This window comes from Aeromonas sp. R1-2 (assembly GCF_040908505.1).
In the GTDB taxonomy this organism is placed as follows: Bacteria; Pseudomonadota; Gammaproteobacteria; order Enterobacterales; family Aeromonadaceae; genus Aeromonas; species Aeromonas veronii.
This window is the reverse complement of the sequence record NZ_JBFODU010000011.1, coordinates 22,811-48,374: the sequence shown is the minus strand read 5'-3', so window position 1 is coordinate 48,374 and position 25,564 is coordinate 22,811. Positions and strand designations below refer to the sequence as shown.

General features: G+C 61.0%; 26 protein-coding genes and 1 riboswitch. Of the genes, 8 read left to right on the top strand and 18 right to left on the bottom strand.

Going from position 1 to position 25,564, the window contains the following annotated elements; genetic code table 11:
* The first annotated feature begins 9 nt into the window (after window positions 1-9).
* The gene (locus AB5Y76_RS03340; RefSeq protein WP_005338382.1) at window positions 10-258 is read left to right on the top strand and encodes a YciN family protein; all 249 of its coding nucleotides are present in this window, start codon (window positions 10-12) and stop codon (window positions 256-258) included.
* A 33-nt stretch (window positions 259-291) separates the two neighbouring features.
* Here the strand turns inward: AB5Y76_RS03340 and AB5Y76_RS03335 are convergent, their stop codons facing one another.
* Entirely contained in the window at window positions 292-1,413 is a 1,122-nt protein-coding gene (locus tag AB5Y76_RS03335) for a GGDEF domain-containing protein (protein ID WP_005349944.1), read from the bottom strand.
* Window positions 1,414-1,659: 246 nt separating this feature from the next.
* Between AB5Y76_RS03335 and AB5Y76_RS03330 the strand changes: the two genes are divergently transcribed.
* Entirely contained in the window at window positions 1,660-3,057 is a 1,398-nt protein-coding gene (locus tag AB5Y76_RS03330; RefSeq protein ID WP_263717931.1) for a nucleobase:cation symporter-2 family protein, read from the top strand.
* Between the two features lie 102 nt (window positions 3,058-3,159).
* The gene (locus AB5Y76_RS03325; RefSeq protein ID WP_263717932.1) at window positions 3,160-3,876 is read left to right on the top strand and encodes a protein ligase; all 717 of its coding nucleotides are present in this window, start codon (window positions 3,160-3,162) and stop codon (window positions 3,874-3,876) included.
* A 114-nt stretch (window positions 3,877-3,990) separates the two neighbouring features.
* Here the strand turns inward: AB5Y76_RS03325 and AB5Y76_RS03320 are convergent, their stop codons facing one another.
* Entirely contained in the window at window positions 3,991-5,367 is a 1,377-nt protein-coding gene (locus AB5Y76_RS03320) for a sodium:alanine symporter family protein (protein WP_005338391.1), read from the bottom strand.
* A 107-nt stretch (window positions 5,368-5,474) separates the two neighbouring features.
* Window positions 5,475-5,590, bottom strand: a riboswitch (glycine riboswitch).
* A 507-nt stretch (window positions 5,591-6,097) separates the two neighbouring features.
* On the opposite strand from AB5Y76_RS03320, the gene AB5Y76_RS03315 reads away from it, so the two are divergent.
* Window positions 6,098-7,264 carry a type III PLP-dependent enzyme gene (locus AB5Y76_RS03315; RefSeq protein ID WP_263717933.1) on the top strand — a complete coding sequence of 389 codons (1,167 nt, stop codon included), beginning with the start codon at window positions 6,098-6,100 and terminating at the stop codon, window positions 7,262-7,264.
* Between the two features lie 84 nt (window positions 7,265-7,348).
* Here AB5Y76_RS03315 and AB5Y76_RS03310 read toward each other — a convergent pair whose 3' ends face one another.
* Window positions 7,349-8,317 carry a calcium/sodium antiporter gene (locus tag AB5Y76_RS03310; RefSeq protein WP_005343920.1) on the bottom strand — a complete coding sequence of 323 codons (969 nt, stop codon included), beginning with the start codon at window positions 8,315-8,317 and terminating at the stop codon, window positions 7,349-7,351.
* A 126-nt stretch (window positions 8,318-8,443) separates the two neighbouring features.
* A complete protein-coding gene (locus tag AB5Y76_RS03305; protein ID WP_216948184.1) occupies window positions 8,444-8,917 on the bottom strand; it encodes a peroxiredoxin in 474 nt (157 codons plus the stop codon).
* A gap of 155 nt (window positions 8,918-9,072) precedes the next feature.
* On the opposite strand from AB5Y76_RS03305, the gene AB5Y76_RS03300 reads away from it, so the two are divergent.
* Complete coding sequence (locus tag AB5Y76_RS03300; RefSeq protein ID WP_263717934.1) at window positions 9,073-9,999, top strand: phenylacetate--CoA ligase family protein; 927 nt, start codon at window positions 9,073-9,075, stop codon at window positions 9,997-9,999.
* Between the two features lie 91 nt (window positions 10,000-10,090).
* Here AB5Y76_RS03300 and yfcD read toward each other — a convergent pair whose 3' ends face one another.
* Window positions 10,091-10,573: an NUDIX hydrolase YfcD gene (gene yfcD / locus AB5Y76_RS03295; protein WP_088869894.1), complete on the bottom strand. Its 483-nt coding sequence runs from the start codon at window positions 10,571-10,573 to the stop codon at window positions 10,091-10,093.
* 203 nt (window positions 10,574-10,776) lie between these two features.
* Here yfcD and AB5Y76_RS03290 point away from each other — a divergent pair, with 203 nt between their 5' ends.
* Window positions 10,777-10,995, top strand: coding sequence for a DUF1107 family protein (locus AB5Y76_RS03290; RefSeq protein WP_005338403.1), 219 nt, complete (start codon window positions 10,777-10,779; stop codon window positions 10,993-10,995).
* Window positions 10,996-11,047: 52 nt separating this feature from the next.
* On the opposite strand, the gene AB5Y76_RS03285 is transcribed toward AB5Y76_RS03290, so the two are convergent.
* The 11 genes from AB5Y76_RS03285 to AB5Y76_RS03235 all read right to left on the bottom strand — a co-directional run bounded on the left by AB5Y76_RS03285 (window position 11,048) and on the right by AB5Y76_RS03235 (window position 21,039).
* Entirely contained in the window at window positions 11,048-11,362 is a 315-nt protein-coding gene (locus tag AB5Y76_RS03285; RefSeq protein ID WP_263717935.1) for a DUF2845 domain-containing protein, read from the bottom strand.
* A 188-nt stretch (window positions 11,363-11,550) separates the two neighbouring features.
* Window positions 11,551-12,162: an FKBP-type peptidyl-prolyl cis-trans isomerase gene (locus AB5Y76_RS03280; RefSeq protein WP_005338405.1), complete on the bottom strand. Its 612-nt coding sequence runs from the start codon at window positions 12,160-12,162 to the stop codon at window positions 11,551-11,553.
* A 150-nt stretch (window positions 12,163-12,312) separates the two neighbouring features.
* Window positions 12,313-13,038 carry a copper homeostasis protein CutC gene (locus AB5Y76_RS03275; RefSeq protein ID WP_110302688.1) on the bottom strand — a complete coding sequence of 242 codons (726 nt, stop codon included), beginning with the start codon at window positions 13,036-13,038 and terminating at the stop codon, window positions 12,313-12,315.
* Between the two features lie 41 nt (window positions 13,039-13,079).
* On the bottom strand, window positions 13,080-13,982 hold the full coding sequence (locus AB5Y76_RS03270) for an ROK family protein (protein WP_129504506.1): 903 nt from the start codon (window positions 13,980-13,982) through the stop codon (window positions 13,080-13,082).
* A gap of 108 nt (window positions 13,983-14,090) precedes the next feature.
* The gene (locus AB5Y76_RS03265; protein WP_005338408.1) at window positions 14,091-14,597 is read right to left on the bottom strand and encodes a GNAT family N-acetyltransferase; all 507 of its coding nucleotides are present in this window, start codon (window positions 14,595-14,597) and stop codon (window positions 14,091-14,093) included.
* Window positions 14,585-15,391 carry a M48 family metallopeptidase gene (locus AB5Y76_RS03260; protein ID WP_005338409.1) on the bottom strand — a complete coding sequence of 269 codons (807 nt, stop codon included), beginning with the start codon at window positions 15,389-15,391 and terminating at the stop codon, window positions 14,585-14,587. The genes AB5Y76_RS03265 and AB5Y76_RS03260 overlap by 13 nt, the downstream gene beginning before the upstream one ends.
* Window positions 15,392-15,571: 180 nt before the next feature.
* The gene (locus tag AB5Y76_RS03255) at window positions 15,572-16,546 is read right to left on the bottom strand and encodes a PstS family phosphate ABC transporter substrate-binding protein (protein WP_005338411.1); all 975 of its coding nucleotides are present in this window, start codon (window positions 16,544-16,546) and stop codon (window positions 15,572-15,574) included.
* Between the two features lie 178 nt (window positions 16,547-16,724).
* Window positions 16,725-18,020 (bottom strand): phosphate regulon sensor histidine kinase PhoR, encoded by a 1,296-nt coding sequence (phoR, locus tag AB5Y76_RS03250; protein ID WP_005338413.1) that lies wholly within the window; start codon window positions 18,018-18,020, stop codon window positions 16,725-16,727.
* 8 nt (window positions 18,021-18,028) lie between these two features.
* A complete protein-coding gene (phoB, locus tag AB5Y76_RS03245; RefSeq protein WP_005338414.1) occupies window positions 18,029-18,718 on the bottom strand; it encodes a phosphate regulon transcriptional regulator PhoB in 690 nt (229 codons plus the stop codon).
* Between the two features lie 101 nt (window positions 18,719-18,819).
* Window positions 18,820-19,230: a VOC family protein gene (locus AB5Y76_RS03240; protein WP_106842433.1), complete on the bottom strand. Its 411-nt coding sequence runs from the start codon at window positions 19,228-19,230 to the stop codon at window positions 18,820-18,822.
* Window positions 19,231-19,359: 129 nt separating this feature from the next.
* The gene (locus AB5Y76_RS03235) at window positions 19,360-21,039 is read right to left on the bottom strand and encodes a sigma-54-dependent Fis family transcriptional regulator (protein WP_263717937.1); all 1,680 of its coding nucleotides are present in this window, start codon (window positions 21,037-21,039) and stop codon (window positions 19,360-19,362) included.
* A 236-nt stretch (window positions 21,040-21,275) separates the two neighbouring features.
* Here AB5Y76_RS03235 and AB5Y76_RS03230 point away from each other — a divergent pair, with 236 nt between their 5' ends.
* Window positions 21,276-22,793 (top strand): aldehyde dehydrogenase family protein, encoded by a 1,518-nt coding sequence (locus AB5Y76_RS03230; protein WP_005358870.1) that lies wholly within the window; start codon window positions 21,276-21,278, stop codon window positions 22,791-22,793.
* Between the two features lie 80 nt (window positions 22,794-22,873).
* On the opposite strand, the gene AB5Y76_RS03225 is transcribed toward AB5Y76_RS03230, so the two are convergent.
* A complete protein-coding gene (locus AB5Y76_RS03225; RefSeq protein WP_263717938.1) occupies window positions 22,874-23,659 on the bottom strand; it encodes an AraC family transcriptional regulator in 786 nt (261 codons plus the stop codon).
* Window positions 23,660-23,890: 231 nt separating this feature from the next.
* On the opposite strand from AB5Y76_RS03225, the gene AB5Y76_RS03220 reads away from it, so the two are divergent.
* Window positions 23,891-24,790 (top strand): DMT family transporter, encoded by a 900-nt coding sequence (locus tag AB5Y76_RS03220; RefSeq protein WP_263717939.1) that lies wholly within the window; start codon window positions 23,891-23,893, stop codon window positions 24,788-24,790.
* 76 nt (window positions 24,791-24,866) lie between these two features.
* Here the strand turns inward: AB5Y76_RS03220 and AB5Y76_RS03215 are convergent, their stop codons facing one another.
* Window positions 24,867-25,562: a response regulator gene (locus AB5Y76_RS03215; protein ID WP_005338420.1), complete on the bottom strand. Its 696-nt coding sequence runs from the start codon at window positions 25,560-25,562 to the stop codon at window positions 24,867-24,869.
* Window positions 25,563-25,564: the final 2 nt, after the last annotated feature.

The following is a 25,564-nucleotide window of genomic DNA, read 5'->3' as shown; positions in this document are numbered from 1 at the left end:
GAGACGAGCATGCAACCACAGAAAGAGCTGATCACCGAGACGGCCCTGCTTGAGATGGCCAACAAGATCATCAAAGAGCATGAAGACTTCATCCACGGTATGCGCGCAGATTCGGTGGAGCAGAAGGGGGATATTCTGGTGTTCAAGGGGGAGTATTTCCTGGCCGAAGACGGCACCCCGACCGGCAAGACCATGGCGGTCTTCAACATGTTCAAGCTGCTGGCTCAGCAGCTCTCCGGCAAGTACAAGCTGGCCTGATCGCACCAGCTCATTGCCAACAGGATGCCGCCCTCAGGCGGCATCTGTTTTTGCGCGGTTCTGCCCCTCGACCACCACGCAGTTGCGTCCCGCCATCTTGGCTTGGTAGAGGCACTCGTCGGCACGGTTGATCAGAATATCGATGGTGTCATCGGAACGAGCCATGGCAATCCCGATACTCACCGTCACCTCCAGCAATTCGTCCGAGGTGGGGCTCTTCACCAGCCGCGCCTCGACAGCAATGCGCAGCCGCTCGGCCATTTTGCTCGCCAGCGCCGGATCTGCGCAGTTGTGCATCAGGATGGCAAACTCTTCGCCGCCATAACGCCCCAGCACCATGTCAGGCTCCAGCTGCTCCCCCAGGGTGGTAGCCACCTCCTTGAGCACCGCATCCCCCGCCAGATGGCCGTAGATATCGTTGATCCGCTTGAAGCGATCGAGATCCAGCAGCATCACCGCAAAGGGCTTCTTCTTGAGTTGCAGCCGGATTCGGGCCTGCTCCAGCTGCTTCATCAGCAGGCGGCGGTTCATCATGCCGGTCAGCTCATCGGTGGTCGATTCCCGATATAGCCGCAGCAGCATGTTGAGTTGGCCGCACTGCACCCAGCAACTGGCCATGGTAAACATGCCGAGCACCCACACCTGATTCAGGGTGGCCTGACTCCAGATGCTCTGGCCCACCAGCAGCCAGTGGCCCAGCAGCATGGTCACCAGTACCACGCCTGCCAGTTGCAAGCCGAGGGAGAGGGGGATAGGGAAGATGGCAAACAGGGTGATCAGCAGATAGGGAAAGGCAGCATAGCCCGCCTGCAACTCCTGTCCGGCGCCAAAGCTGTTCAGGCAAAAGAGGGAGAAGAGCATCATCACGGCCATCAGGTAGCCAAGGGCCAGCTTCATCCGTTCCCGCTTGAAGTGGATGAGGTACGAGAGCGGAATAAGTGGCGAGAGCGCCAGGGTGCAGAAGATCCTGGCCTGGAACAGCTGCTCGAAATGAACGGCGGGCAAGGTCAGCCAATCCACCACGGCCCAGGCGGGCAATCCGAGCATCAGCAAGCAGGTCAGCAGGCGCAAACGCACCGTCATAAAGCCCATGCGAGTACGAGTAAAGTCTTCGGAGTGAACCCTCGCACTCCAGAACTCTGACAACTTGAGCATCCAGAGTCTCCACGATGAATACCGAGGGCTCATTCTACACCTACAAAGTGGTAAAATTGTCATTAGCGGGGAGAATAAAAAGGAGAGGTCGGTCACACAAACCGACAGATGATAATCGCAGCGCGCAAACGTTTCAACCCATCAAAAAATAAACCTTTTTTTGCATAATTAGCGCTGGTCAGCCTCATTTCAATCACTACAATAGCGCCCAATTTTCTCCCCCTCCCCACACAATTCGAGGTACTTATGGAACAGGCTGCTGTCACACGCGCCAATCGAGAGGCACATCCCCCCAGGCGAGCCCATAGCGAACTGGTCTATGGCATAGAGGATGTCCCGCCTCTGCCCCAGACGCTGTTCGCCGCCCTGCAGCATATGCTCGCCATGTTTGTCGCCATCATTACCCCGCCCCTGATTATCGCTAATGCCCTCGGCCTCCCTGCCGCCGACACCCGTTATATCGTCTCCATGTCGCTGGTCATGTCCGGCATCGCCTCCTTCATTCAAACCCGTCGCTTCGGCCCCATCGGTTCCGGCCTGCTCTCGGTACAGGGCACCAGCTTCAACTTCCTCGGCCCCATCATCGCCTCCGGTCTCGCCCTCAAACAGGCCGCCATGCCCACCGAGGATCTGTTGGGCACATTGTTCGGCACCATGATGGTTGCCGCACTCACTATCGTGGTGATGAGCCGCTTCCTCCATCTGGTGAAACGGATCATCACCCCGCTGGTCACCGGCATAGTGGTGCTGCTGATCGGCCTGACCCTGATCAAAGTGGGCCTGATCAGCATGGGCGGCGGCTATGCAGCCCTCTCTGATGGCAGCTTCGCCAGTCACACCAACCTCTTCCTCTCCCTGCTGGTGCTCGGCCTTATCGTGTTGCTGCAACGCAGTCGCAACCCCTGGTTGCGCCTCTCCGCCATCATGATTGCCATGCTGGCGGGCTATGCCGTGGCGCTGCTGCTGGGCAAAGTGAGCGCCCCCACCTTCGACGATCCGCTGGTGATGGTGCCCATTCCGCTCCACTACGGCCTAGGCTTTGACTGGCAGCTGTTCGTGCCGCTCGCCATCATCTTCGTGGTGACGGCGCTCGAAGCAATCGGCGACATGACCGCCACCTCGGACATCTCCGGCGAGCCGCTGGAAGGGCCTGTCTATATGGAGCGGATCAAAGGCGGCGTGCTGGCCGATGGTGCCAACTCCATGCTGGCGGCGGTTTTCTCCACCTTCCCCATGTCCACCTTCGCCCAGAATAACGGCGTTATTCAGCTGACCGGCGTCGCCAGCCGTCACGTCGGGCTCTTTATCGCCGCCATGCTGGCGCTGCTCGGCCTGTTCCCGGCGGTCGCCAGTCTGGTGCAGCAGATCCCCGAGCCCGTGCTGGGCGGCGCCACTATCGTGATGTTTGGCACCATCGCCGCCGCTGGCGTGCGCATCATTGCCCGCGAGGAGCTGGATCGCCGCGCCCTGATGATCCTGGCGGTGTCGCTGGCCATGGGGCTGGGGGTCGCACAGGTGCCGGAAGTGCTGCAACACCTGCCGGAGCTGGCCAAGAGCGTGCTCTCCTACGGCGTCGCCACCGGTGGCATTACCGCCATCGTGCTCAACCTGCTGCTGCCCAAGCGCGAAGCGCGCCACTCCTGAGACGTCATCAACCGATAGCAGACTCAAGCCCCGCACTGCGGGGCTTTACCTTGTCAGCCGCCACGGGTAGTGTGCTGAGCAGCCTTTTTTGAGGATGCCGCCATGCCCTATCGCCTGCTCTCCCCCCTCTCCAATACCGCTTCACCCGCACAGATACTGGCGCAAGAGCAGAACTGGCTGCGCGACTGTGCCCATGACGGCCAGCCCCGCGCTCACCTGTGGCAGGCGCCCCAATGCCTGATTGTCACTCGCAAAGATACCCGCCTCCCCCGTTACGAAACCGCCTGCCAGCAACTTGCAGATGAAGGCTGGCCGGTACATGTGCGCGACAGCGGTGGCACCGCCGTGCCCCACGGGGCGGGGATCCTCAACCTATCCCTGCTGCTGCCCCGCACCACCACAGATCTCGCCCACTACTACCGGCTGCTGGGGGCGCCGCTGCTGACCCTGTTGGCGGAGTACGGCCTTGAGGGAAGCTATGACTTCGTGCCCGGATCCTTTTGCGATGGTCAGTACAATCTGGTGATCGGGGGACGCAAGATCACCGGCACTGCCCAGCGCTGGCTGGCGCCGGGACAAGATCACCAGGGCGCCGTGCTGGCACAAGCCATGCTGCTGGTGGCGGGTGATGTGGATGAGGGAACCAGGATGGCGAGCAGCTTCTACGAATTGGCGGGCGGCGAGCTGCGTTTTATGGCGGGAACCTCCACCACGCTGGCAAGCTGCATCGGCTGGAGCGGTTGCGATCAGGCACTGGTAGAGAAAGTGCGAGCACGTCTGGATAGCCTGCTGAGCGAGGGGCTATCCTCCTCATCCTGACCTTATCCCGAAGGGAGAGGAAAAGTCCCCATCCAGAGACACGGCGCACAAAAAAGCCACGACCGGAGTCGTGGCTTGTTCTGTTCAAGGGGAGCGTGAAACGGGCTGAGGCGTTCAGGCCGTCTGCGGCTCCGGCTCGGCTTCGCTATCCAGATCCCGGCTAAAGTAGGCGCGGGTCTCGGCGATCACCACATGGCGCAGGCCAATCAGGCCGATGAGGTTGGGCACCGCCATCAGGCCGTTAACGATATCGGCCAGCAGCCAAATCATGTCCAGATGGAGGAAAGCACCGCTCGCAACCAGCGCCAGATAGACCAGACGATAGGGCTTGATCGCCTTGACCCCGAACAGGTATTCGGTGCAACGCTCGCCGTAGTAGTTCCAGCCAAGGATGGTGGTAAAGGCGAAGAACAGCAGGCCGATGCTCACCAGATACTGACCAACATGGGCATCGAGCCCCTGGGCAAAGGCCAGACTGGTCATGGCCGCGCCGCTTGCATCGCCGCTCCACACGCCTGTGACCACCAGGGTCAGGCCGGTCATGGTGCAGATGATAATGGTGTCGATGAAGGTACCTGTCATGGAGACCAGCCCCTGCTCCACACACGAATCGGTCTTGGCCGCCGCCGCCGCGATTGGTGCAGAGCCCAACCCTGACTCGTTGGAGAAGACCCCGCGCGCCACCCCGGACTGAATGGCCAGCATGATGCTGGCGCCGACGAAGCCGCCGGTCGCCGCATGGCCGGTGAAGGCACTCTCGATAACCAGCATGACTGCATCGGGCAGGGCGCTGGCGTTGTTCACCAGCACACCCAGACAGGCGACGATGTAGAAGATGGCCATGAAGGGCACCACCTTGCTCGACACGCTGGAGATGGATTTGATCCCTCCCAGGGTCACCAGCGCCACGATCAGGGTCAGCACCACGGCGGTCGCTTCACGGGGCACCGAGAAGGAGAGGCTCATGGCGTCTGAGATAGCATTGACCTGCGGGAAGGTACCGATCCCGAAGAAGGCGACACCGATGCCGAACAGGGCAAACAACTTGGCCAGCGGCTTGGAACCGAGCCCCTTCTCCAGATAGTACATGGGGCCGCCCGCCATCTGGCCGTTGGCATCCTGCTCGCGATATTTGACCGCCAGCAGACACTCGGCGTACTTGGTGGCCATGCCGAACAGCGCCGCCATCCACATCCAGAACAGGGCACCGGGGCCGCCGAGCTTGATGGCGGTAGCCACCCCGACGATGTTGCCAGTACCGATGGTGGCAGAGAGAGCGGTACAGAGGGCGCCGAAGCTGGAGACATCCCCCTGCTTGCCCTGCCCCTGATCGCGGCCAAAGACCAGCCGCAAAGCGAGCGGCAAGCGCACCACCTGAAGCAGACCCAGACGCAGGGTGAGATAGATACCGGTCCCGACCAGCAGGATCAGCAGGGGCGGCCCCCAGATAAAGCTATCGATGGCGGTTAACGCCGATTGAATTGATGACATGCATCCTCCTTAAGAAACAGAAATTAAGGAGGAGAAGGATGATCTTCCCATAGGTGTCGCGATCGGCCAGAGGCGATCGGATGCGGGCCAAGCCCAGGTACAACCATCCCATCCCCTCTGTCCTTTTGCCTGAGAGTTTCCGGCGCCAGCCTGCCCTTGCGGGTAGTCATGGTGCCTTGCTCCTTCGGCGCCCGATTTAACGGGTCTCTCCAGAGTATCGTCCAGTAGCAGTCCACACCGGTTGCCCGGTACCTGAAAGATTCACTTCTTCGGTGGATGGTTGCCCATCGCTCTCCTGCTACCTTCATCCGAACTAGTTTGGATTAGGAAGTCGGCATGTTAATCCAAAAAATGTGAGCTGTCTCGCACTTGGCCGCCCCCATTTATATTTTTTTAGTGACCGCCAGAACCGCGGCAAGAATGTTAAATGTTAGTTAACTATCAACAAGTTAGGCGCTCACGGATCAAATGTGGCCCAAACGGGAAAAATGGCGGATAGAGAACAGTGATCCCTCTCGTTTCGCCAAGAAAATCTTGCCGACATATCCAATCAAAATGCTTGCACACAGAATCAATAAGCCGATAATCCGCTGCATAACCAAGCACTTTGCCATCAATTTATGCACTGTGTTCGGTTGGTCCCACCGGACCGCTCGCCTGACCCGGCCGTCGCCGGTTCAATCGCATATGGCTTGGGCATATCACGCCCCCTAAGGATGACCAAAAGAGAATGAACGAGACCCTGGTTGCAAAAGATGTGGTCGCACAAGATTACCGTCAGCTGGTTGAACAATTCGGCTCCCCCCTGCTGCTGCTCGACAAGGCAGCCGTCCGCAAACAGTATCGGGCACTGGCAGCCGCCCTGCCCGATGTACGATTGCACTATGCACTCAAACCCCTGCCCCATGAGGCGGTGGTCTCTGTCTTGAAGGAAGAGGGGGCCTGTTTCGATCTGGCCACCAATGGCGAAGTGGATCTGGTGCGCAGTCAGGGGGTTCGCCCGGGACGTTGCATTCATACCCATCCCATCAAGCGCGACAGCGATATCCGTTATGCGCTGGAGTTTGGCTGCACCGTGTTTGTCTACGACAACCCGCTGGAGCTGGAGAAGTTCATTCCCTACAAGGACGAAGTGAAACTGCTGCTGCGGGTCAGCTTCCCTAACCCCGAGACCAAGGTCGATCTCTCCAAGAAGTTCGGCTGCACTCCGGAGCAGGCGCTGCCGCTGCTGCAACTGGCCCACGCCAAGGGGCTCAAGGTGATGGGGCTGTCGTTCCACGTCGGCTCGCAAGTGCCTCATGCCCGTCGCCATGTGCAGGCCATCGACGCCTGCCGCGAGATCATGGAGCAGGCCTGGGCGCTTGGGCTCAAGCCCTGGGTGCTGGATATCGGCGGCGGTTTCCCGGTGGATTATGAGGGGGGCGAGCTCGATATCGACGGCTTCTGCGCGCCGATCCGCGAAGCACTGGCCAAGCTGCCCGCAACCGTGCAGAAGATTGCCGAACCGGGCCGCTTTATCAGCGCGCCGGCCATGACTTCGGTATCCAGCGTGATGGGCAAGGCCCACCGCGGCGACAAGATCTGGTACTACCTGGATGACGGCCTCTACGGCAGCTACAACGGCCAGCTCTATGACCACGTCACCTATCCGGTGAGCACGCCTTATGCCTGTGGCGAGCAGCACAACTCGGTGCTCTCCGGCCCCACCTGCGACAGCGTGGATGTGATCCGTGATGGCATCATGCTGCCGGATCTGGCTATCGGCGAGTTGGTGGTTGGCAAGGTGATGGGCGCCTACACCTGGGCCTCCGCCTCCACCTTCAACTTCTTCCCCAAGGCCAGCATCCTCATTCTGGACAACAGCCAGAAGGGGCAGAAGCTGGTGGCAGTAGCCTGAGCACACCGCTCGCCAACAGGTTCACTGGGCAAAAACAAGAGGGGGAAGCTTGCGCTTCCCCCTCTCTCATTTCACCAACCCCTATCAGATAAACTGACTGGTCAGCAGCCAGCCGGTGTAGGCGACAAAGCAGGTCAGCAGCACGCCCCCCTCCAACCGATTGATACGGCCCTGTCCCTTGCGGCCCAGACACATCACCAGCAGCAGCAGAGTCAGCCCCATCATGATGCTCCAGTCACGGGTGAGCACCTCCGGCGCCACATCGAGCGGGTGGATGCCCGCCGCAATCCCCACCACCGCCAGGGTGTTGAACAGGTTGGAGCCAAGCACGTTGCCAAGGGCCAGATCATGCTCGTTCTTGCGAATGGCGATGAGGGACGAGGCCAGCTCCGGCAAAGAGGTCCCTACCGCGACTATGGTGAGACCAATCACCAGATCGCTGATACCGAGCGCCTGAGCGATGGTCACCGCCCCCCAGACCAGCAGACGGGAAGCACCGATCAGCAGCACCAGCCCGACCACCAGCCAGAAGATGGCGCTCTTGAGGGACATCCCCTCGCTCTCGATATCCTCGGCGGTCTCGGTATCCAGCGCATCTCCCTTGCCATTCATGCCAGCCCAGATGGACCAGCCCATCAGAGCAACGAAGACGGCCCCCAGAATGACCGCATCCATCCGGCCCAGATGCCCATCGATCAGCAGGGCGCCGGAGAGCAGGGTAATACCGAGCAGGATCGGGATCTCCTTGCGCACTACCTGAGAGGCCACCGCGATAGGGCTGATCAGTGCCGTCAGACCCAGGATCAGCGCGATATTGGTGATGTTGGAGCCATAGGCATTACCAAGCGCCAACCCAGGATTGCCCTGGGACGCCGCCAGTGCCGAGACCACCATCTCCGGGGCCGAGGTACCAAAACCGATGATCACCATGCCGATCAGCAGCGGCGGCATCCCCGCATAACGGGCGGTGGCGGCGGCACCGTCGACAAACTTGTCTGCACTCCAGACCAGCAGCGCCAGTCCGGCAATCAGGGCAACAAAAGCCAGGGTCATAGGATCTTCATCTCTTATTATCTGCAACGAAGCGCCAGCCCAAACGGGCAGGCACCATGGGAAAGTGGCGCCAGTGTAGCTGTGCCGCCTCCCATTTCAAGGGGAAATCAAACCGTGATTAACATTTCACAGAGCAGCCAGCAGGCTCGCGGCATCGGAGACCTCAAACTTGCCCGGCGCCTCCAAAAACAGCTGCTCTACAACACCATCGTTGGCGATCAACGCAAAGCGCTGGGCGCGGATGCCGCCAAAGGCGCCGGTATCCTTGGCCAGGCCCAGCGCCCGGGTCCAGCTGCCATCGCCATCCGCCAGCATGGTGATCGCCTCGGCATTCTGGGCCGTCTGCCAGGCCCGCATCACGAAAGCATCGTTGACCGAGAGGCAACAGATGGCATCCACCCCTTTGGCCATAAACTGCTCGGCCAGCACCACATAACCGGGCAGATGAGCATTGGAGCAGGTGGGAGTAAAGGCGCCGGGTACCGCAAACAGCACCACTTTTTTACCGGCGAACAGCGTCTGGCTATCCCGCAGCTGCTTGCCCTCGGCGGTGATAAAGGTAAATTCGCCCGCAGGCAGGGGGTGTCCTACAGCAATCATGATTTCTCGTCCTGAGTCGTGATGGGAAGTCGCCAGTTTATCCCAGAGTGACGATGCCGCCTAACAGCGGCTCTGATCCTGACCATGGATAGCGGCAGGCATTTTCCCCTTGGGCAGACTACTCTTGAGCTGGTTTCACGGCGCCAGGAGGCCCCATGCAACACTATTACGATGGTCTGGAAATTCGTCCCCCCGCCATGCGCGAACAGCAGCAACTGGACCAGCTCAATCATCAGCTTACCCATGTCAGTCAATATTGCGCCGGTTACTCCAGCGCCTATCGCCAGTGCCGCCTCGAGGATCTGGCAGAGCTGGCCACCCTGCCACTGCTCGACAGCAAAGAGCTCTTTGCCGCTCAGCAAGCTCATCCCCCCTTTGCCGGTCTCACCGGCCGTCCGGCCAGTCAGGCGCTGCGGGTATTCTCCTGTCCGGGCCAGCTGGCCATCCCCGAATATGCCGGGGCAGACTGGTGGGGCGCCGCCCGGGCGCTGTTTGCCGCCGGCTTCAAGGCGGGGGAAGTGATGCTCAACGGCCACGACTATCATGCTGGCCCCACCGCCTTTATCTTCGATAACGGCGCCCGCCAGCTGGGGGCTCCCGTGGTACCCTGCGGGCCCCACGATACCCAGCGCCAGCTGGAGGCACTGCTGCGCTATCAACCCACCGGCTATGTCGGCCCGCTGGTGACCCTGCTCGACCTGCTGGAAGCGGCCGAAGCAGCGGAGATCCCGAGCGACTCGCTGCGCCGCGCCCTGTTGTGCGAAGCCACCCATCCCGAAACCGCGCCGCTGCGCGCCATTCACGGCATTGCGGCCCTCAACTGTCTGGTGTGGCAGGATGTGGGGGTGGTGGCCTACGAGAGTCAGCCCGGTCAGGGCTTTATCGTCAACGAAAGCTGCATCGTCGAAATCATCGATCCCGCCAGCGGCAATCCTGTGAGTGGCTACGAGACTGGCCAGCTGGTGGTGACCCGGCTCGATCTGGAGTATCCGCTGCTGCGGCTAGCCACCGACTGGCAAGGTCACTGGCTCGCCAAGCCGAGCGCTTGCGGGCGCACCAACCGACGCCTCAAGCTGGTGTAGCAGACCAAGTAAATGCACAAAGGCAGACGGGCAGCCATCAGGCTGCCCGTCTTGTCTCTGAACTGGAAAAGAAAATATCTAAAGAGAGACGTTAGCGTCTCGCCTGCCAGGTGGCGATGGCGAGCAGGGAGTCGGGGGTAAATTCGCTGGCACGCTCGGCAATCTCGGCCAGGCTCATCCAGTGCACCGCGCTCACCTCTTCGGCCTGCAACTGCAGCGGCCCCTGATAACGGCAACTGAAGAGGCCACCCCAGACCCGGTAGCCCTCCCCTTCCGCATAAAAGCTGCCAAAGCCCTGCAGGGGAACATCCATAATCCCCAGCTCTTCGGCCAGCTCGCGGCGGGCGGAGCGCTCCATCTCCTCACCGGTGGTGACCACGCCACCGGCGCAGGCATCCAGCATGCCGGGGCAGAAATCCTTGCTGAGGGTGCGTCGCTGCACCAGGATCCGATCCGCGTCGTCGAGCACCAGAATATAGCTGGCACGATGGCAGAGATTCTCCCGCCGCACCTCGGCTCGCTCGGCCACACCAATCACCCGGTTGTTCCCGTCCACCACATCAACCCATTCCACGCACAGGCCCTTTTATTTGTTCCATTCAAGCCCGCAGTATATCGGTGCGGTGGTTTGCCATGGCACAACTTTTTCGATGATGACGTCAATTTGCCGAACTCACTGGCAAAATAAGGATTCATGCAAATCTTTATAAACCGTCATATCAGTGTCATCGACCGACACCATAGTGTGCCCTGTCCAGGCAATCAGGGAACCGTGTGATGAAGGTATTCAAGCAGTTATCCCCACGGCAGATCGCTCGCTACATCAAGAGCTTTCATCGAGGCTATTTTGCCATCGAGTCGCTGGGGACATTTGAATTCAACGCGGGCAGGATCAGCCTCCATGGCCTGACCTGCCGCCAGCGGCTAAGACTGGCTCGCCAGATCAATCTGGCGGTCAGACAACTTGGTCACCGCGACCCCTTGCCGGACATGTGAGTCAAAGGGTCTTGCCCTACTGTCTGTTGTGCATCCATGCTTTGCCCGCCGGCTACTGGCCGCGCGGGCCGTTTTCGATATCGGTAATGATGCCGTTGCGCACCGTCACAAAGCGCATGAACTCGTTCTTGCCGAAGTTGTAGGTCCAGCGTTCACCATATTTGACCTGTACCATGTTGCCAAACTGGTTCTCCTCGTTGCGGTTGAGCTCTTCACGCAACATCGGCTCACCGCACTTGAGCAGCATCTCGGCGGTGGTGTCTCCCTCGGTGATCAGGGCGTTCTTGCAGCGCATGGCATCAGCACTGACCGGAATGCTCAGCAGCAACAGAGCAAGCCCCGCTACTTTCTTCATCTTCTTGCTCATCGGGTTCTCCTTATCCTCTCTAATGAGTCGCAGTATGCCTGTTCCCGTTTCTGAAAAAACCAGTCAAAAGCGCAAAACTGCCGCCCTTTTCTGCTCTCCAGCCCGCTGGTCGCGACAAATGCTGTCTATCACATAGCCCAAAAACAAACGGCGACCCGAGGGTCGCCGTTTGCATCAAGCCAGCAGGATCACAGGATGTCCAGCAGCTCGACTTCAAATACCAGTGCAGAGTAAGGCGGGATGGAGCCCGCGCCACGGGCACCGTAGGCCAGATCGTGGGGGATGTAGAGCTTCCACTTGGAACCAACCGGCATCAGCTGCAGCGCTTCAACCCAGCCAGCGATCACGCCGGTCACCGGGAATTCAGCCGGCTGGCCGCGAGCAACGGAGCTGTCGAATACACCACCGTGGGTAAAGGTACCGTGGTAGTGCACACGCACGGACTGACCGGCTACCGGAACGGCACCGTTGCCTTCTACCAGCACTTCGTACTGCAGACCGGAGTCGGTCACCTTCACTTCAGCGCGCTTGGCGTTATCAGCCAGGAAGGCTTCGCCGTCAGCAGCGGCGGCCTTGGCGGCGGCTTCCTGCTCTTCTTGCATACGCGCAGTGATCACCTGGAAGGCATCATTGATATCGTCACGGCTGACCGCGAACTCCAGACCATTCAGGGCATCTGCCAGACCTTGTTGCAGGGCCGGGATATCCAGACCGGCGAAGGCTTGCTGCGCCAGCTGATCACCCATGTTGCGGCCGATGCCATAGCTGGCCTTCTGTTCGATAGAGTCGTATTGGGACATTGAGATGTTGCTCCAGATCCATGTAGTAAAGAGGCGGGATAATATCAGACTTTTGGCCGGGGTGCTGCCGGGGGCGCCCCTGATTTCCCCGTCAGTGGGAGGAACTTCACACAAGATGCGGATGAACGCCGCCCAACGGCGGCGATCTGCTTAACCGCGATCCAGCAAGGCTCTGACCGCAGCCACCTTGGCGCCGTCGGTGATATTGACCCGACCGTCATCCGAGGTGCCCATATTGACGCCATGGGGCACCATGCCACCACGCCAGCCCATGCCGGACATATGCACTTCGCTCACCCCGGTGAACTCGATGATGGTACGCACGTTGTCGGCATTGACCCCGGCCCCCGGCATCAGGCTGGCACGTCCCGCCAGCGCCTGCTGCATCTCCTGCAGGGTTTCCAACCCAGCCAACGCGGTCGGCGCATGGCCCGAGCTCAGAATGCGCTCGCAACCGGCAGCAACTATGGTCTCCAGATCGAGGCGCCAGTCGGAGGAGAGGTCGATGGCGCGATGGAAGGTAACCCCCAACGGTCCTGCGGCATCCACCAGCTGTTTGAGCCTGGCGGCAGGCACCCGCCCCTCCTCATCCAGCAGACCGACCACTACCCCTTGCAAACCGGCAGCGCGTGCCGCCGCGATATCTTGTAGCATCATCTCGAACTCGCCGTCGTTGAAGCAAAAATCCCCGGCGCGCGGGCGGATCATGGCGTACACCGGCACGGTGGCGTGGCGGGCTGCCTGCTGCATAAAACCGTAGGAGGGGGTCAGGCCCCCCAGACCCAGCGCAGAGCAAAGCTCGATGCGATCCGCCCCGGATTGCTGGGCGGTGAACAGGGATTCCAGGTTGTCGATACAGATTTCAAGACGGGTCATGAGGACTCCTTTTTCGGGGAGATCAGACCCCACATCTGATCTCATAGATTGAGCAAGGCTGCGCCTCGTACACCGCCGGCGCCGCCGAAGCGGGCCTGGCGGATCTCGGGCAGGGCGACCCCGGGCAGCAAGTGACCGGGCAGACGCAGCGGCAGCTGTTCATAGAGGGCGGGCAGGCCGCTCAGGCCGCCCCCCAACACCACCACTTCGGGATCAATCACCGAAATGGCGGTGGCAAGCCCGGCGGCCATGATCTCCAGCCAGCATTCGACCGTCTCGACCGCATGGGGTTCATGGGCCTCGAAGCGTCCCACAATCTGGTGACCCGTGGCACGCTGGCCATGGAAATGGTGATAGAGACGCTCCAGACCGGTGCCGGAGGCATAGGTTTCAAAACAGACCAGACGGCCACAGCCGCAACGGGGACGGGGCAACTCGGGATACTTCATCAGCATGGTCGCGGGCAAGGGGTAGTGACCAATCTCGCCAGCCAGCCAGTTGCGCCCCTGAATAAGCTTGCCCGCCAGATAGACGGCGCCGCCGATACCGGTGCCAATGGTGACGCCGAGCGCACTGCCGGCGCCGTCGGCTGCCCCTTGATGCACTTCGGACCAGAGGAAGCAGTTGGCGTCGTTATCCACCTTGACCGGCCGCTCCAGCAGCTCGGCCAGATCGGCGCCCAGATGGCGACCATTGATGGAGGGCAGATTGGCCGCCACTATGCTGTGATCGTGGCTGTTGATGACACCGGGGAAACCGATGCCGACCGAGCCCCGAGCGCCGAAGCGGGCATCCGCCTGCTCGACCCGGGAGCGGATCAGCTGCTGCAGGCCCTCGTAATCGTTGCCCGGGGTGCTCATGCGCTCCTCGTGGCAGAGGTTCAATGCACCGTCATAGACCGCAAAAGCGATCTTGGTGCCACCGATATCAAAGCCGTAATACATGCCAGCACTCCCTTGTCAGCCCGTGTTTATTCCACTCTGTTCCAAGGGGAACATTGTATTAATTCGCAAAAAAAATAAAGTGACCGGGGGCTAAAAACGGGAGAGTGATCAGAGCAAACGGCTCATTTGTCGCTGCAGGCAGGGCTGCCCGAGGCTTATCAGGGTGCGCTCCTCGCCATCAAAAACGAAGCCACGGCGCAGGTAGAACCCCTCGCCGATGTGGTTGCCATCGAGCAGCCACAATTTGACGCTATGGCAACCGGCTCGGCGCATCTGCATCGCCACCGCCTGCCACAGCCGTTTACCATAACCTTGTCGCCAGTGGTCGGGATGGAGGTAAAAAGCGCGGATCAGGGCATGACTCTGTCCCGCTTCCTGCTGTGGTTGCCAGTAGAGCAGGCCAATCACCACCTCATCGAGACAAAGCAGCATGGGCCTTGGGCCCGGCTCGGCCAGACGGCTCTGCCAAATCTGCAGATGAGCGGTGACATCGAGCTGTTCCAGCAGGTCGGCGCCGAGCACCTGGCCATAGGCAGCGAGCCAGCTGGCTCGCTGCATCACCGTCATGGCGGCGGCATCGTCGCTGCGCGCCATGCGCAGGCTTATGCCTTGCATTGGGGCACCAGACCGTTGGCGCGGGCCTGCTCATAGAGCGGCAGCACTTGCGCCTGTTGCGCCTGCAACTCGGCGATCCGGTTCTCGTTGCTCGGGTGGGTAGAGAGCAGTTGCGGTGGCGTGTTGCCACCGGCGGCGGCACTCATGTTTTGCCACAGGGGGATCGCCTCGGCCGGATTGAACCCGGCACGCGCCATCAGCTCAAGTCCGAGCCGATCCGCTTCGCTCTCCTGAGTTCGGCCATAGGGCAACATCACCCCCACCTCGACCCCGAGGCCAAGGGCGGCCATGGTGGCGCCGCGATACTCGCTAGTGCCCATGGCAATGTCCGCAGCCGCCAGACCGATCCCCGCCAGCTGGCTGCGCGAGAGTCGCTCGTTGGAGTGCTGGGCCAGCACGTGAGTCAGCTCGTGGCCGATGACGGTCGCCAGCTGATCCTGATTCTTGGCCACCTTGAGCAGGCCGCTGTAGACCCCGATCTTGCCGCCGGGCAGGGCGAAGGCGTTGACCTGTTTGGAGTCAAACACCACCACTTCCCAGTTGGTGATGCCATAGCTGGCCGGCACCTGGGCGGTCACCGCCTTGGCGACACAGGAGACATAGGCGTTGAGTTTGGCATCTTTGCTCACCTTCTCCTGCTTTTTCATCTGCTCGAAGGAGTCGGCGCCCAGCTGATTCATCTGCTGGGGAGAGTAGAGCAGCATCTGGCTGCGGCCGGTCGGCGACTGGGCGCAGGCGACCAGCAGGGAACTACAGAGGGCTACCATGCCAAACTTGGTGAGGGACGCAATCATGAAGGGATCCTTTGCCATAACGTTGCCCTATTCTCGGAAATGCCGCCCTGCTGCGCAAGGGAGCCAACCCCGGCTGGCGGAAAAATATCCATCCAGCGCTATTAACAAAACTGACAACCGCCAAAAACAAAACGAGCCCGCTTGGGGCTCGTTTTATCAGGGCATGCTGACTGCAGGCAGTTACATGATACCCAGCTTTTTCAGGTCAGCCTGTACCACCTTGGCCGGCACCGGCACGTAGCCATCTTTGGCAACGATGTTCTGGCCCGCTTTGGAGAGCATCATCTTGACGAACTCTTGCTCCATCGGGGAGAGCGGCTTGTTCGGATGCTTGTTCACGTAAACGTACAGGAAGCGTGACAGCGGATACTTGCCAGTGATGGCGTTATCGGAGGTCGCTTCGATGAAGGTCTTGCCATCCTTGGAGAGCGGTACCGCACGCACGCCGGAGGTGACATAACCGATACCGGAGTAGCCGATGCCGTTCAGGGAGGCAGAGACAGACTGCACCACGGAGGCAGAACCCGGCTGCTCGTTCACGCCGCTCTTGAAGTCGCCGTTACACAGGGCGTGCTCCTTGAAGTAACCGTAGGTACCGGATACGGAGTTGCGACCGAACAGTTGCAGATCCTTGCTGGACCAGTTGCCATCCAGACCCAGATCAGACCACTTGGTGGCAGCCTTGGCTTCGCCGCACTTGAGGGTGCTGGAGAAGATGGCGTCGATCTGCGGCATGGTCAGCCCCTTGATGGGGTTGTCCTTGTTGACGAACACCGCCAGGGCATCGACTGCGACGCGGATGGCAGTCGGCTTGTAGCCGTAACGCTTCTCGAAAGCTTCCTCTTCACCGGCCTTCATGGCACGGCTCATCGGACCGAACTGGGCAACACCTTCGGTCAGGGCAGTCGGGGCGGTAGAAGAACCGGCGGCCTGGATCTGCACGTTGACGTTGGGGTACAAACGCTTAAATTCTTCGGCCCACAGGGTCATCATGTTGGCCAGGGTGTCCGAGCCGACAGAGGACAGGTTGCCCGAAATGCCGCTGGTCGGTGTGTAATCCGGCAGGTCTTTATCCACACCGGCAGCCAGGGCGCTGACAGAAAACAGGGTTGCTGCGGTGAATCCGATTACACCAGCCAGTTTGTTGAGTTTCATCCAATCTCTCCAAAGTTACAGAAGGTCCGTTCTTAAGACGGCGCCAGTATCTGACCTGGCAGTGACAAATTTATGGATTTAATGTGACACTTTAATGACATGGCGACAGATTTGAACAAATGAAAAGAGGGCCCGTTCAAAGGCCCTCTTTTTGCAGCTAACTCATTGCCATAAAAGACTATTTGATCACCACCATGCGACTCGGGATGAGAAAGCTGAAGCGGCTGCCAAGGCCGACCCGGCTCTCGATATCGAGCTGGCAGTCATGATGACTGAGGGCATGCTTGACGATGGCAAGGCCCAAGCCTGAGCCGCCGGTGTGGCGCGAGCGTGCCTTGTCGACCCGATAGAACCGCTCGGTCAGCCGCGCCAGATGCTCGGGGGCAATCCCCTCCCCTTCATCGCTCACGGCAAACAGCGCCATCGCCCCCTGCTTGCGCCACTCCACCGTAATTTTTCGCCCCGCCGGGGTGTAGTGGATGGCGTTATAGACCAGGTTGGAGACGGCACTGCGCAGCTGCTCCTGATCCCCGCGCACCAGCAGATTGGGCTGCACCACAAATTCGAGCTGGTGGGCCCGTTCGCCCGAGAGCGCTCGCGCCTCCTGCTCCAGCAGTCCCAGCATGGCAGGCATGTCCACCAGATGGGAGAGATCCACGGTCGGGGCCGCCTCGATACGGGAGAGGGTGAGCAGCTGATTGACCAGATTATCCATCCGGATGGTCTGCTCCATCATCACCCGATGCGCCTTGGCCCACATGGCGGGCGGGGGCGGCTCCTCGGTCATCTCCAGATAACCCTTGAGCACGGTCAGCGGAGTACGCAGCTCGTGAGAGACGTTGGAGACAAAGTGCTTGCGGGTCTTCTCGAGACTGCGCAAGCGGGTGACATCCCGCACCACCAGCATCGCCTGATCCGAGGCGTAGGGCATGATGCGAAACTCGAGAAACTTCTCCTCGTTGACCGGGGAGTGCATCTCGAGGGGCTCGTCATACGCCCCCTTGCCCAGATAGGCGTTAAAGGCCGGATTGCGAATGAGGTTGCCGATATGCTGGCCAGCATCCTCCGGCCAGCGAAAACCTAGCAGTTGCTCCGCCAGCCGGTTGCACCAGAGGATGCTGCCATCGGTGCGAAACACTACGGCGGCATCGGGCAGCGCCTCGGCACCCTCCCGGAAGCGGCGAATAAGCCCCGCCAGCTCGCGGCGCCGGGCGCGGTGACGCTGCTGCAGCTTGTAGATACCGTTGAAGATGTACTCCCAACTGCCATTGCCGCTGGGGGGCACCAGGCTGCGGTCGTGCCACAGCCAGTCAGAGAGCCGCTTCTGGAAGCGATAGTGCCAGCCCAGATGCAACACGGCCGCCACCAACAGGCAGAGGGCAAGATGATCAATCAACCAGCCAACCAATGCGAAGGGGGCGTAAAAAAACGCCATTCGCCACAACTGTCGCCGCCAGGCGTAAGGTTGCAACATAACTGCCTCTAGAGACGGGTTGAGAAGCGGTATCCGGCTCCACGCACCGTCTGGATCAATCTGTCGTGCCCTGTCTCTTCAATCGCCTTGCGCAGGCGACGAATATGCACATCCACGGTTCTGTCCTCGACGTACACATTGGTACCCCAGACATTATTGAGCAGCTGTTCACGGCTGTAGACCCGCTCGGGGTGAGTCATAAAGAAGTGAAGCAGCTTGAATTCGGTCGGCCCCATGTCGAGCGCCTTCTCTTCGGCACTGACCCGGTGGGAGACAGGATCGAGTTTCAGCCCCTGCACCTCGATCACCTCATCCACCGAGGTGGGCGACACGCGGCGCATCACCGCATGGAGGCGAGCGGTCAGCTCCTTGGGCGAGAACGGCTTGGTAATGTAGTCGTCGGCACCGGCCTCCAGACCACGCACCTTGTCCTCCTCTTCACCGCGAGCGGTGAGCATCACCACCGGGATCTGGCGCGTCACCTCATCCTGCTTGAGCTGCTTGATAAACTGGATGCCACTGCCGCCCGGCATCATCCAGTCGAGCACGATGAGTTCGGGGTAGGGTTCGCGCACCTTCGCCAGTCCATCGGCGTAATCTTCCGCTTCAATCGTCTCATATCCCTTCTGCTCCAACACGAAGCAGAGCATTTCGCGGATCGGTGCTTCGTCCTCGACCACCAGAATTCGCTTAGCCATTCCCTTCTCTCTCCTCTGTGAAGATGGGTGCGCCAATTATTAGAATTTTCTGTGACACTTTTATGACTTTATGACAGGCGGGATGATAAACGTTTTCAGATTCAGTTGGCAGCAGTACGTTGCAACAAGTCCCAGCGGTTGCCGCTGATATCCTCAAATACCACCACAGTGCCATAAGGCTCGTCGCGAGGCTGTTCACAAAAATGAACACCGTACGCCTGCATACGCTGGTAATCCCCCCAGAAATCAGTGGTCTCGAGGAAGAGAAATACCCGGCCACCGCCCTGCTGGCCGATGGCGGCCTGCTGCTGCGCATTGGCCGCTTGTGCCAGCAGCAACGCGGAACCGGGGGTGCCTTTGGGGGCAACCCGTACCCAGCGCTTGCCCGGTTTGCCCGGTTCATCGAGCCGAGTGTCCTCCAGGAGCGCAAAGCCAAGTCCCTCGGTAAAAAAGCGAATGGCCTGATCGTAATCAGCCACCAGCAGGGTCAGCGCCCCTATATGTTGTGACATGGCAGAAAATCCTCAACGGATGAGTCAACGGGCGCAATGCCCCGGCAAGGGCGCATCATAGCGGCTGGATGGGCAGGGCTCCAGCCATCATGTGCGTCTTGAAAACAACCGGTGAGGGGGAGTGAGCACTCAAGGGGCTTCGCGCAGCGTCCGGTAGAGGGTGGTACGGCTGATCCCCAGCTGGCGCGCGGCCTCGCTCACATTGCCGCCGCATGCCGCCAGCGTTTGCTGTACCTGCCGCCGGGTTTGTTCACGCAAGCTGGTCGCCTCCCCCATCGGCAAGGCGCCGGGCTCTGTGGCCACACTGGGCAGATGCAGGTGGTCGGGCTCAATCCAGCCCAACCCCTCAGCCAGCACACAGGCCACTTCCAGTGCCTGCTTGAGCTGGCGCACGTTGCCGGGTAGCGGATGGGCCAGCAGCTGTTGCTCCGCATCGCGGGTCAGACGCAGAGTCGGGTCCATCTCTGTCAACAGTCGCTGGATCAGCTCCAGACGCTCAGCGGCAGGCCAACGGCGCAGCGGCATCAGCTGCTGGCGCCAGCCGCAGATCCGGTAATAGAGGTCTTCGCGAAATGCGCCACTCTGCACCATGGCAGCCAGATCCCGGTGGCTGGCACTGACCAGCCAGAAATCCACCGCCTCCGGCTTGTGACTGCCAACCGGTGTCACGCTGCGTTCCTGCAACACCCGCAGCAGTCGGGTTTGAGCCTGCAGCGGCAGTTCGCCAATTTCATCGAGCATCAGCATGCCGCCGTGGGCTGCGCGCAGATAACCCTGACTGCCCTGGCTGCGGGCACCGCTGAAGGCACCGCCCACATACCCAAACAGCTCGGCTTCCACCAGATCTGCTGGCAACGCGCCACAGTTGACGCACACCAGTGGCTGATCCCGCCGACTCGATGCTCGGTGCAGGGCCCGCACCAGATGCTCTTTACCGCTGCCGGTCTCCCCCTCGATAAGCAACGAAATGCCGCGCTCCAGCATCTTGAGCGGCACCTGCTGCGGAGGTAGCACCGGGCTTGAGTGACCCGGCAGCACGGTGCAGGAAGGTGTCGCGTCCGCTTCTGGCACCAGCCGCAAGCCACGCCCCTCGCGCAGCAGTTGCCTGCCATCAAAAGGGTGCTGACCGAGCCAGAGTCGGCCTGCCCGGTTGGCACCGAGCAGTTCCCCCTCCTCTCCCAGCAACAGGCGAGCGGACCAGAGGCTCTGGGGATCGAGATCCACCAGCCAGCCCGGCTGACGCGCCAATAGTGCGTTTTCGAGGGTCATGGCCAGCAGCCGCACCGTGCCCAGCATGTCGCCGTCGTGATGGGCCGCATCGGTGGAGATATCGAGCACCCCCAGCAATTGCCCATCCGGCCCGAGCAACGGGCAAGCGCTGCAACTAAGGAAGCTGTGCTGGGCGAAGAAGTGCTGATTGCCGAGCACCTGCACTTCGCTCTGCTCGGCCAGCGCGGTACCGATGGCGTTGGTGCCCTTGCTCGCCTCCCCCCAGCGGGCGCCACTGCGCAAAAAGATACGCTCGGCATGGCGGGCGAACCCCTCATCACCACTGGCGGCCAGAATGGCCCCCTCACCGTCACACAACAACAGGCGACAGGGGCGACCCGCCAGCAACTGGGCAAACAGCGGCAGCACGAAGCGCTGGAAGCAGGCGATCAGCGCCCTGTGCTGCTCCTGACGGGCCGATAGCTCCCCCTGGGGCAGCAAGTCCAGATCGGCGCTCTGCTGACGGCTCAGCCCCTGATGCAGGCAACGCTGCCAGGAACGCTGGATCGGACCGGGACCGGGTTGAAGTGACTCACTCATCACGCCTCCTGTTCACAAACAGCACGACTGTCTCGGCCACTGTCCAGAAACGGTACAGTTTTATCGCAATAGCCGTGATCATTGGTTAACCAAGATACGCCGCCACACCCCATTTGATAACGTTTTTGTAACCTTTTACCTGCTGGTCAGACCCTTTGGCACGCCCCTTGCGATATCAGCTGGCAACCGGTCTGTCAGTCAGCCCGGTCAGGATCACACACATAAAGGATGATGAGATGATTTATACCGCTCCCGGTCAGGCAGGTGCCCTGGTCAGCTTCAAATCCCGTTACGACAACTTCATCGGCGGTGAGTGGGTGGCTCCTCGCGCCGGCCGCTACTTTGAAAACATCTCGCCGGTGGATGGCAAAGTATTCTGCGAGGTCGCCCGCTCCGACGCCGCCGATATCGAGCTGGCGCTGGATGCCGCCCACAAGGCGTTCACCAGCTGGAGCAAGACCAGCGTCACCGAGCGCAGCAACCTGTTGCTGCGCATCGCCGATCGCATCGAGCAGAACATCGAAAGGCTCGCCATCGCCGAAACCTGGGAGAACGGCAAGGCGGTGCGTGAAACCCTGGCCGCCGACCTGCCGCTGGTGGTGGATCACTTCCGCTACTTCGCTGGCTGCATTCGTGCTCAGGAGGGCTCGGCCGCCGAGCTGGATCAGAACACCGTCAGCTACCACTTCAAGGAGCCCATCGGCGTGGTCGGCCAGATCATCCCGTGGAACTTCCCGCTGCTGATGGCCGCCTGGAAGCTTGCCCCTGTGCTGGCGGCCGGTTGCTGCAGCGTGCTCAAGCCCGCCGAGCAGACCCCGGTCACCATCATGCTGATGATGGATCTCATCAAGGACATCCTGCCTGCCGGCGTAGTCAACGTGGTCAACGGCTTCGGCGCCGAGGCAGGTCAGGCTCTGGCCACCAGCAACCGGATCCAGAAACTCGCCTTCACCGGTTCGACCGAAGTGGGCGCCCATATCCTGCGCTGCGCCGCCGACAAGCTGATCCCCTCCACCGTGGAGCTGGGGGGAAAGTCCCCCAATATCTATTTCGCCGACGTGATGCAGCACGAGAGCAGCTACATCGACAAGGCGGTAGAAGGGATGCTGATGACCTTCTTCAACCAGGGGGAAGTGTGTACCTGTCCCTCCCGCGCGCTGGTGCAGGCCAGCATCTATGACGACTTCATGGACAGGGTGCTGGCCCGTGCTCGCACCATCGTTCAGGGCAACCCCCTCGATACCGCCACTCAGGTGGGGGCGCAGGCGTCCCGCGAGCAGTTCGACAAGATCCTGGGCTACATGGAGATCGGCCGCGGCGAAGGGGCCAAGATGCTGATCGGCGGCGGCCCGGCCAAGGTGAGCGGACTGGAGGGGGGATTCTACATCCAGCCCACCATCTTCTCCGGTCAGAACAAGATGCGGGTGTTCCAGGAGGAGATCTTCGGGCCGGCACTCGGGGTCACCACCTTCAAGGACGAGGCGGATGCTCTGGCCATTGCCAACGACACCCAGTACGGGTTGGGGGCAGGCCTGTGGACCCGCGACAGCAATCTGGCCTGGCGCATGGGGCGTGGCATTCAGGCTGGCCGGGTCTGGGTCAACTGCTACCACGCCTACCCGGCACACGCCGCCTTTGGCGGTTACAAAAAGTCGGGGATCGGCCGCGAGACCCACAAGATGATGCTGGACCACTACCAGAACACCAAGAACCTGCTGGTAAGTCACGACATCAACCCGCTCGGCTTCTTCTAGCGCAAGCAGATGTCATCAGAAAGGGCGCCTGCGGGCGCCCTTCTTGTTTTGCTTTACCAGATGACATGTCCGGCGATTAGTTATCTGCCCGATTGCTGGCGATAACGCTGGGGGGAGCAGCCGAGCTCCCGGTTGAACATGGCGATAAAGGCCGAGGTGGAGCCGTAACCGAGCCGCCAGCTGATCTCCTGAATGGGCATGTCGCCCTTGAGCCAGGCCAGTGCCTTGAGCAACCGCAGCCGCGCCCGCCACTGACCGAAGCTCATCCCCAGCTCCCGCAGGCAGCGCCGCGCCAGGGTGCGCTCTGTGGTGTGCAGTTGTCCGGCCCACTGGACCAGAGTACGGGGATCGGCAGGATCGCTGTGCAACGCCGCCAGCATGGGAGCCAGCAGCTTGTCCTGACTCATCGGCAGGTAGCTCTCCTGACAGCGGGTGCGCGCCAGTCGCTCCACCAGTAACTCGGCCTGACGCTGATCCCACTCATCCGCCATATGGCTCACCCGCCGTTCGCAAAAATCGCTCAGCAGGGCGCGGATCAGCGGGGTGAGCAGCAGCAATCTGGGCTCTGGCGGCAGCTTGGCCGCCAGCTCGTGGCTGACGTAGATGGAGGTGTAGTCGAGGGTCTGCTCGTTGTAGGAGGTGTGGTCGAGATCCGCCGGTACCCAGATCAGGTAGTCGGCAGGGGCCACCAGTCGCTGCTCCCCCAGCTCTATCTCCATGATCCCCAGGCTGATCATGTTGAGCTGGCCCCAGGGGTGGGAGTGCAGCACGGTCGCGCTGTCGGCCAGCATCTGCTGGTAACTGAAATAGAGCGGATTGGGTGCGGGCAGAACGACATCTACCGGCTGAAAGTGGTGAGTAGCCATTAGCGCCCCTTGTCAGCGAGAGAGGAACAGGCGTGATGCAACGCCCTGTTGGCTCGGTCTCCGGCACAGGCCAAAAGCAGCCATCAGTTGCGAGCAAACGCAGCCCGTGTGGGCCGGAATAAGGTGCATCAGAAAGAGTTGTCTTTTCTGCTGGGTCATCTGTCTGTTTTACGCTACTTGATAATATAAAGACAAGGGTAGACTTGGCCCCCTGTTAATAAGGAGCCTCTGATGCGAATCTTTTCCCCTCTTCTCTTTCCGCTGATGGCTGTGCTGATCTGGGCTACCAATACCGTGGTGTCCAAGGCGGCCGCCAGCGTGCTCGACCCCGCGGCTATCTCCTTTTATCGCTGGGTGATTGCCGCCCTGGCGCTGACCCCCTTCTGTCTGCCCACCCTCTGGCGGCGACGCAGTGAGGTTCGCCCCTGGCTCGGCAAGCTGCTGGTGCTGGCGGCGCTCGGTATGGTGCTCTACCAGTGCCTGGCCTACTACGCCGCCCACAGCACCTCGGCCACCAATATGGGGGTGATCGGCTCCCTGATTCCGCTGCTTACTCTGCTGCAAGGGGTGCTCTTCTTCGGCCAGCGTCCCGGCAAACAGGCACTGCTCGGCATGAGTCTCTCCCTGTTCGGGGTGCTCTGGCTGCTTGGCAAGGGCGAACCGCTCGCCCTGCTCCATAACGGCATCAACCCGGGGGATGGCATGATGTTGCTGGGCTCCGCCAGCTACGCCCTTTACGGCCTCTTGATCCGCCGCTGGCACCTGCCGTTTGGCCCCTGGCTCAACCTCTACATGCAGATCCTGCTGGCGGTACTGCTGCTGGTGCCGCTCGCCCTCAGTGCCGACTCGATGGCGGTGCCGGCCGAAGGGTGGGGACTGGTGCTCTTCGCCGGGCTCGCCTCCTCTCTGCTGGCAGCCTACTGCTGGATGCGCGGCCTCGCCTGCATGGGAGCCGAGCGCACCTCGGTCTTTATGAACCTGATGCCGCTCTGTACGGCGCTGATCGCCGTCGTCGGTCTGGGCGAGCCGATCCATGGCTACCACCTGCTGGGGGGCGGGCTGATCCTGGGCGGGGTGATGGCCTCCCAACTGAAGGGGCGTGCGCCGGTAGCCGAACGGGAAGCCGCCTGAGAAAGAACATCGTCCGGAAACAACAAGGGAGCCCATGGCTCCCTTGTTGTTTCTGCAATGCACGCCAGTGCGCATCTCAACCGGCCCGGCGCCAGCGGTAGCGCCGCTCCGGCCGCCCCCGCTGACCATAGTTGAGATCCACATCCACCCGGTCTTCCGACTCCAGATACTCCAGATAGCGGCGCGCCGTGGTGCGGCTGAGGGAGAGCCGCAGCGCCACCGTGTCGGTGGAGAAGACGTTCTCCGGCTCGCCCGCCAGCAGATCCAGCACCTGACGCAGGGTGATGCTGTCGATCCCCTTGGGAGTGACGCGCATCTCCTTGATCTGGGAGCGCCCTCCCTTGCCCAGCAGCTTGTCGAGATCTTCCTGCTCCAGCCGACCCCGCTCGCAGAGGCGGCTGTGCAGTTGCAGGATCTCATCCAGACTCTGCTGAATGCGAAACAGCCGCAATGGTTTGATGACGTAGTCATGAACCCCCAGATTGAGGGCCTGCTGGATGGTCTCCACATCCCGCGAGGCAGTCACCATGATGACGTAGGCTTCGCGGTTGTGGCTGCGCAGGCGGCTCACCCACTCAAGGCCGGAGCCATCGGGCAGGGAGACATCCACCAGCAGCAGTTGGGGCACCACACCGGCCATCATGGCATCGGCCTGGGCCAGGGTGCCAGCCCGCCCCAGCAGGGAGAAACCGGGTGTCGCCGCCACCAGTTCTGACAAGATGGCACCGATCCGATCGTCATCTTCAATAACAAGCGTGATTATTGGGTCCATGG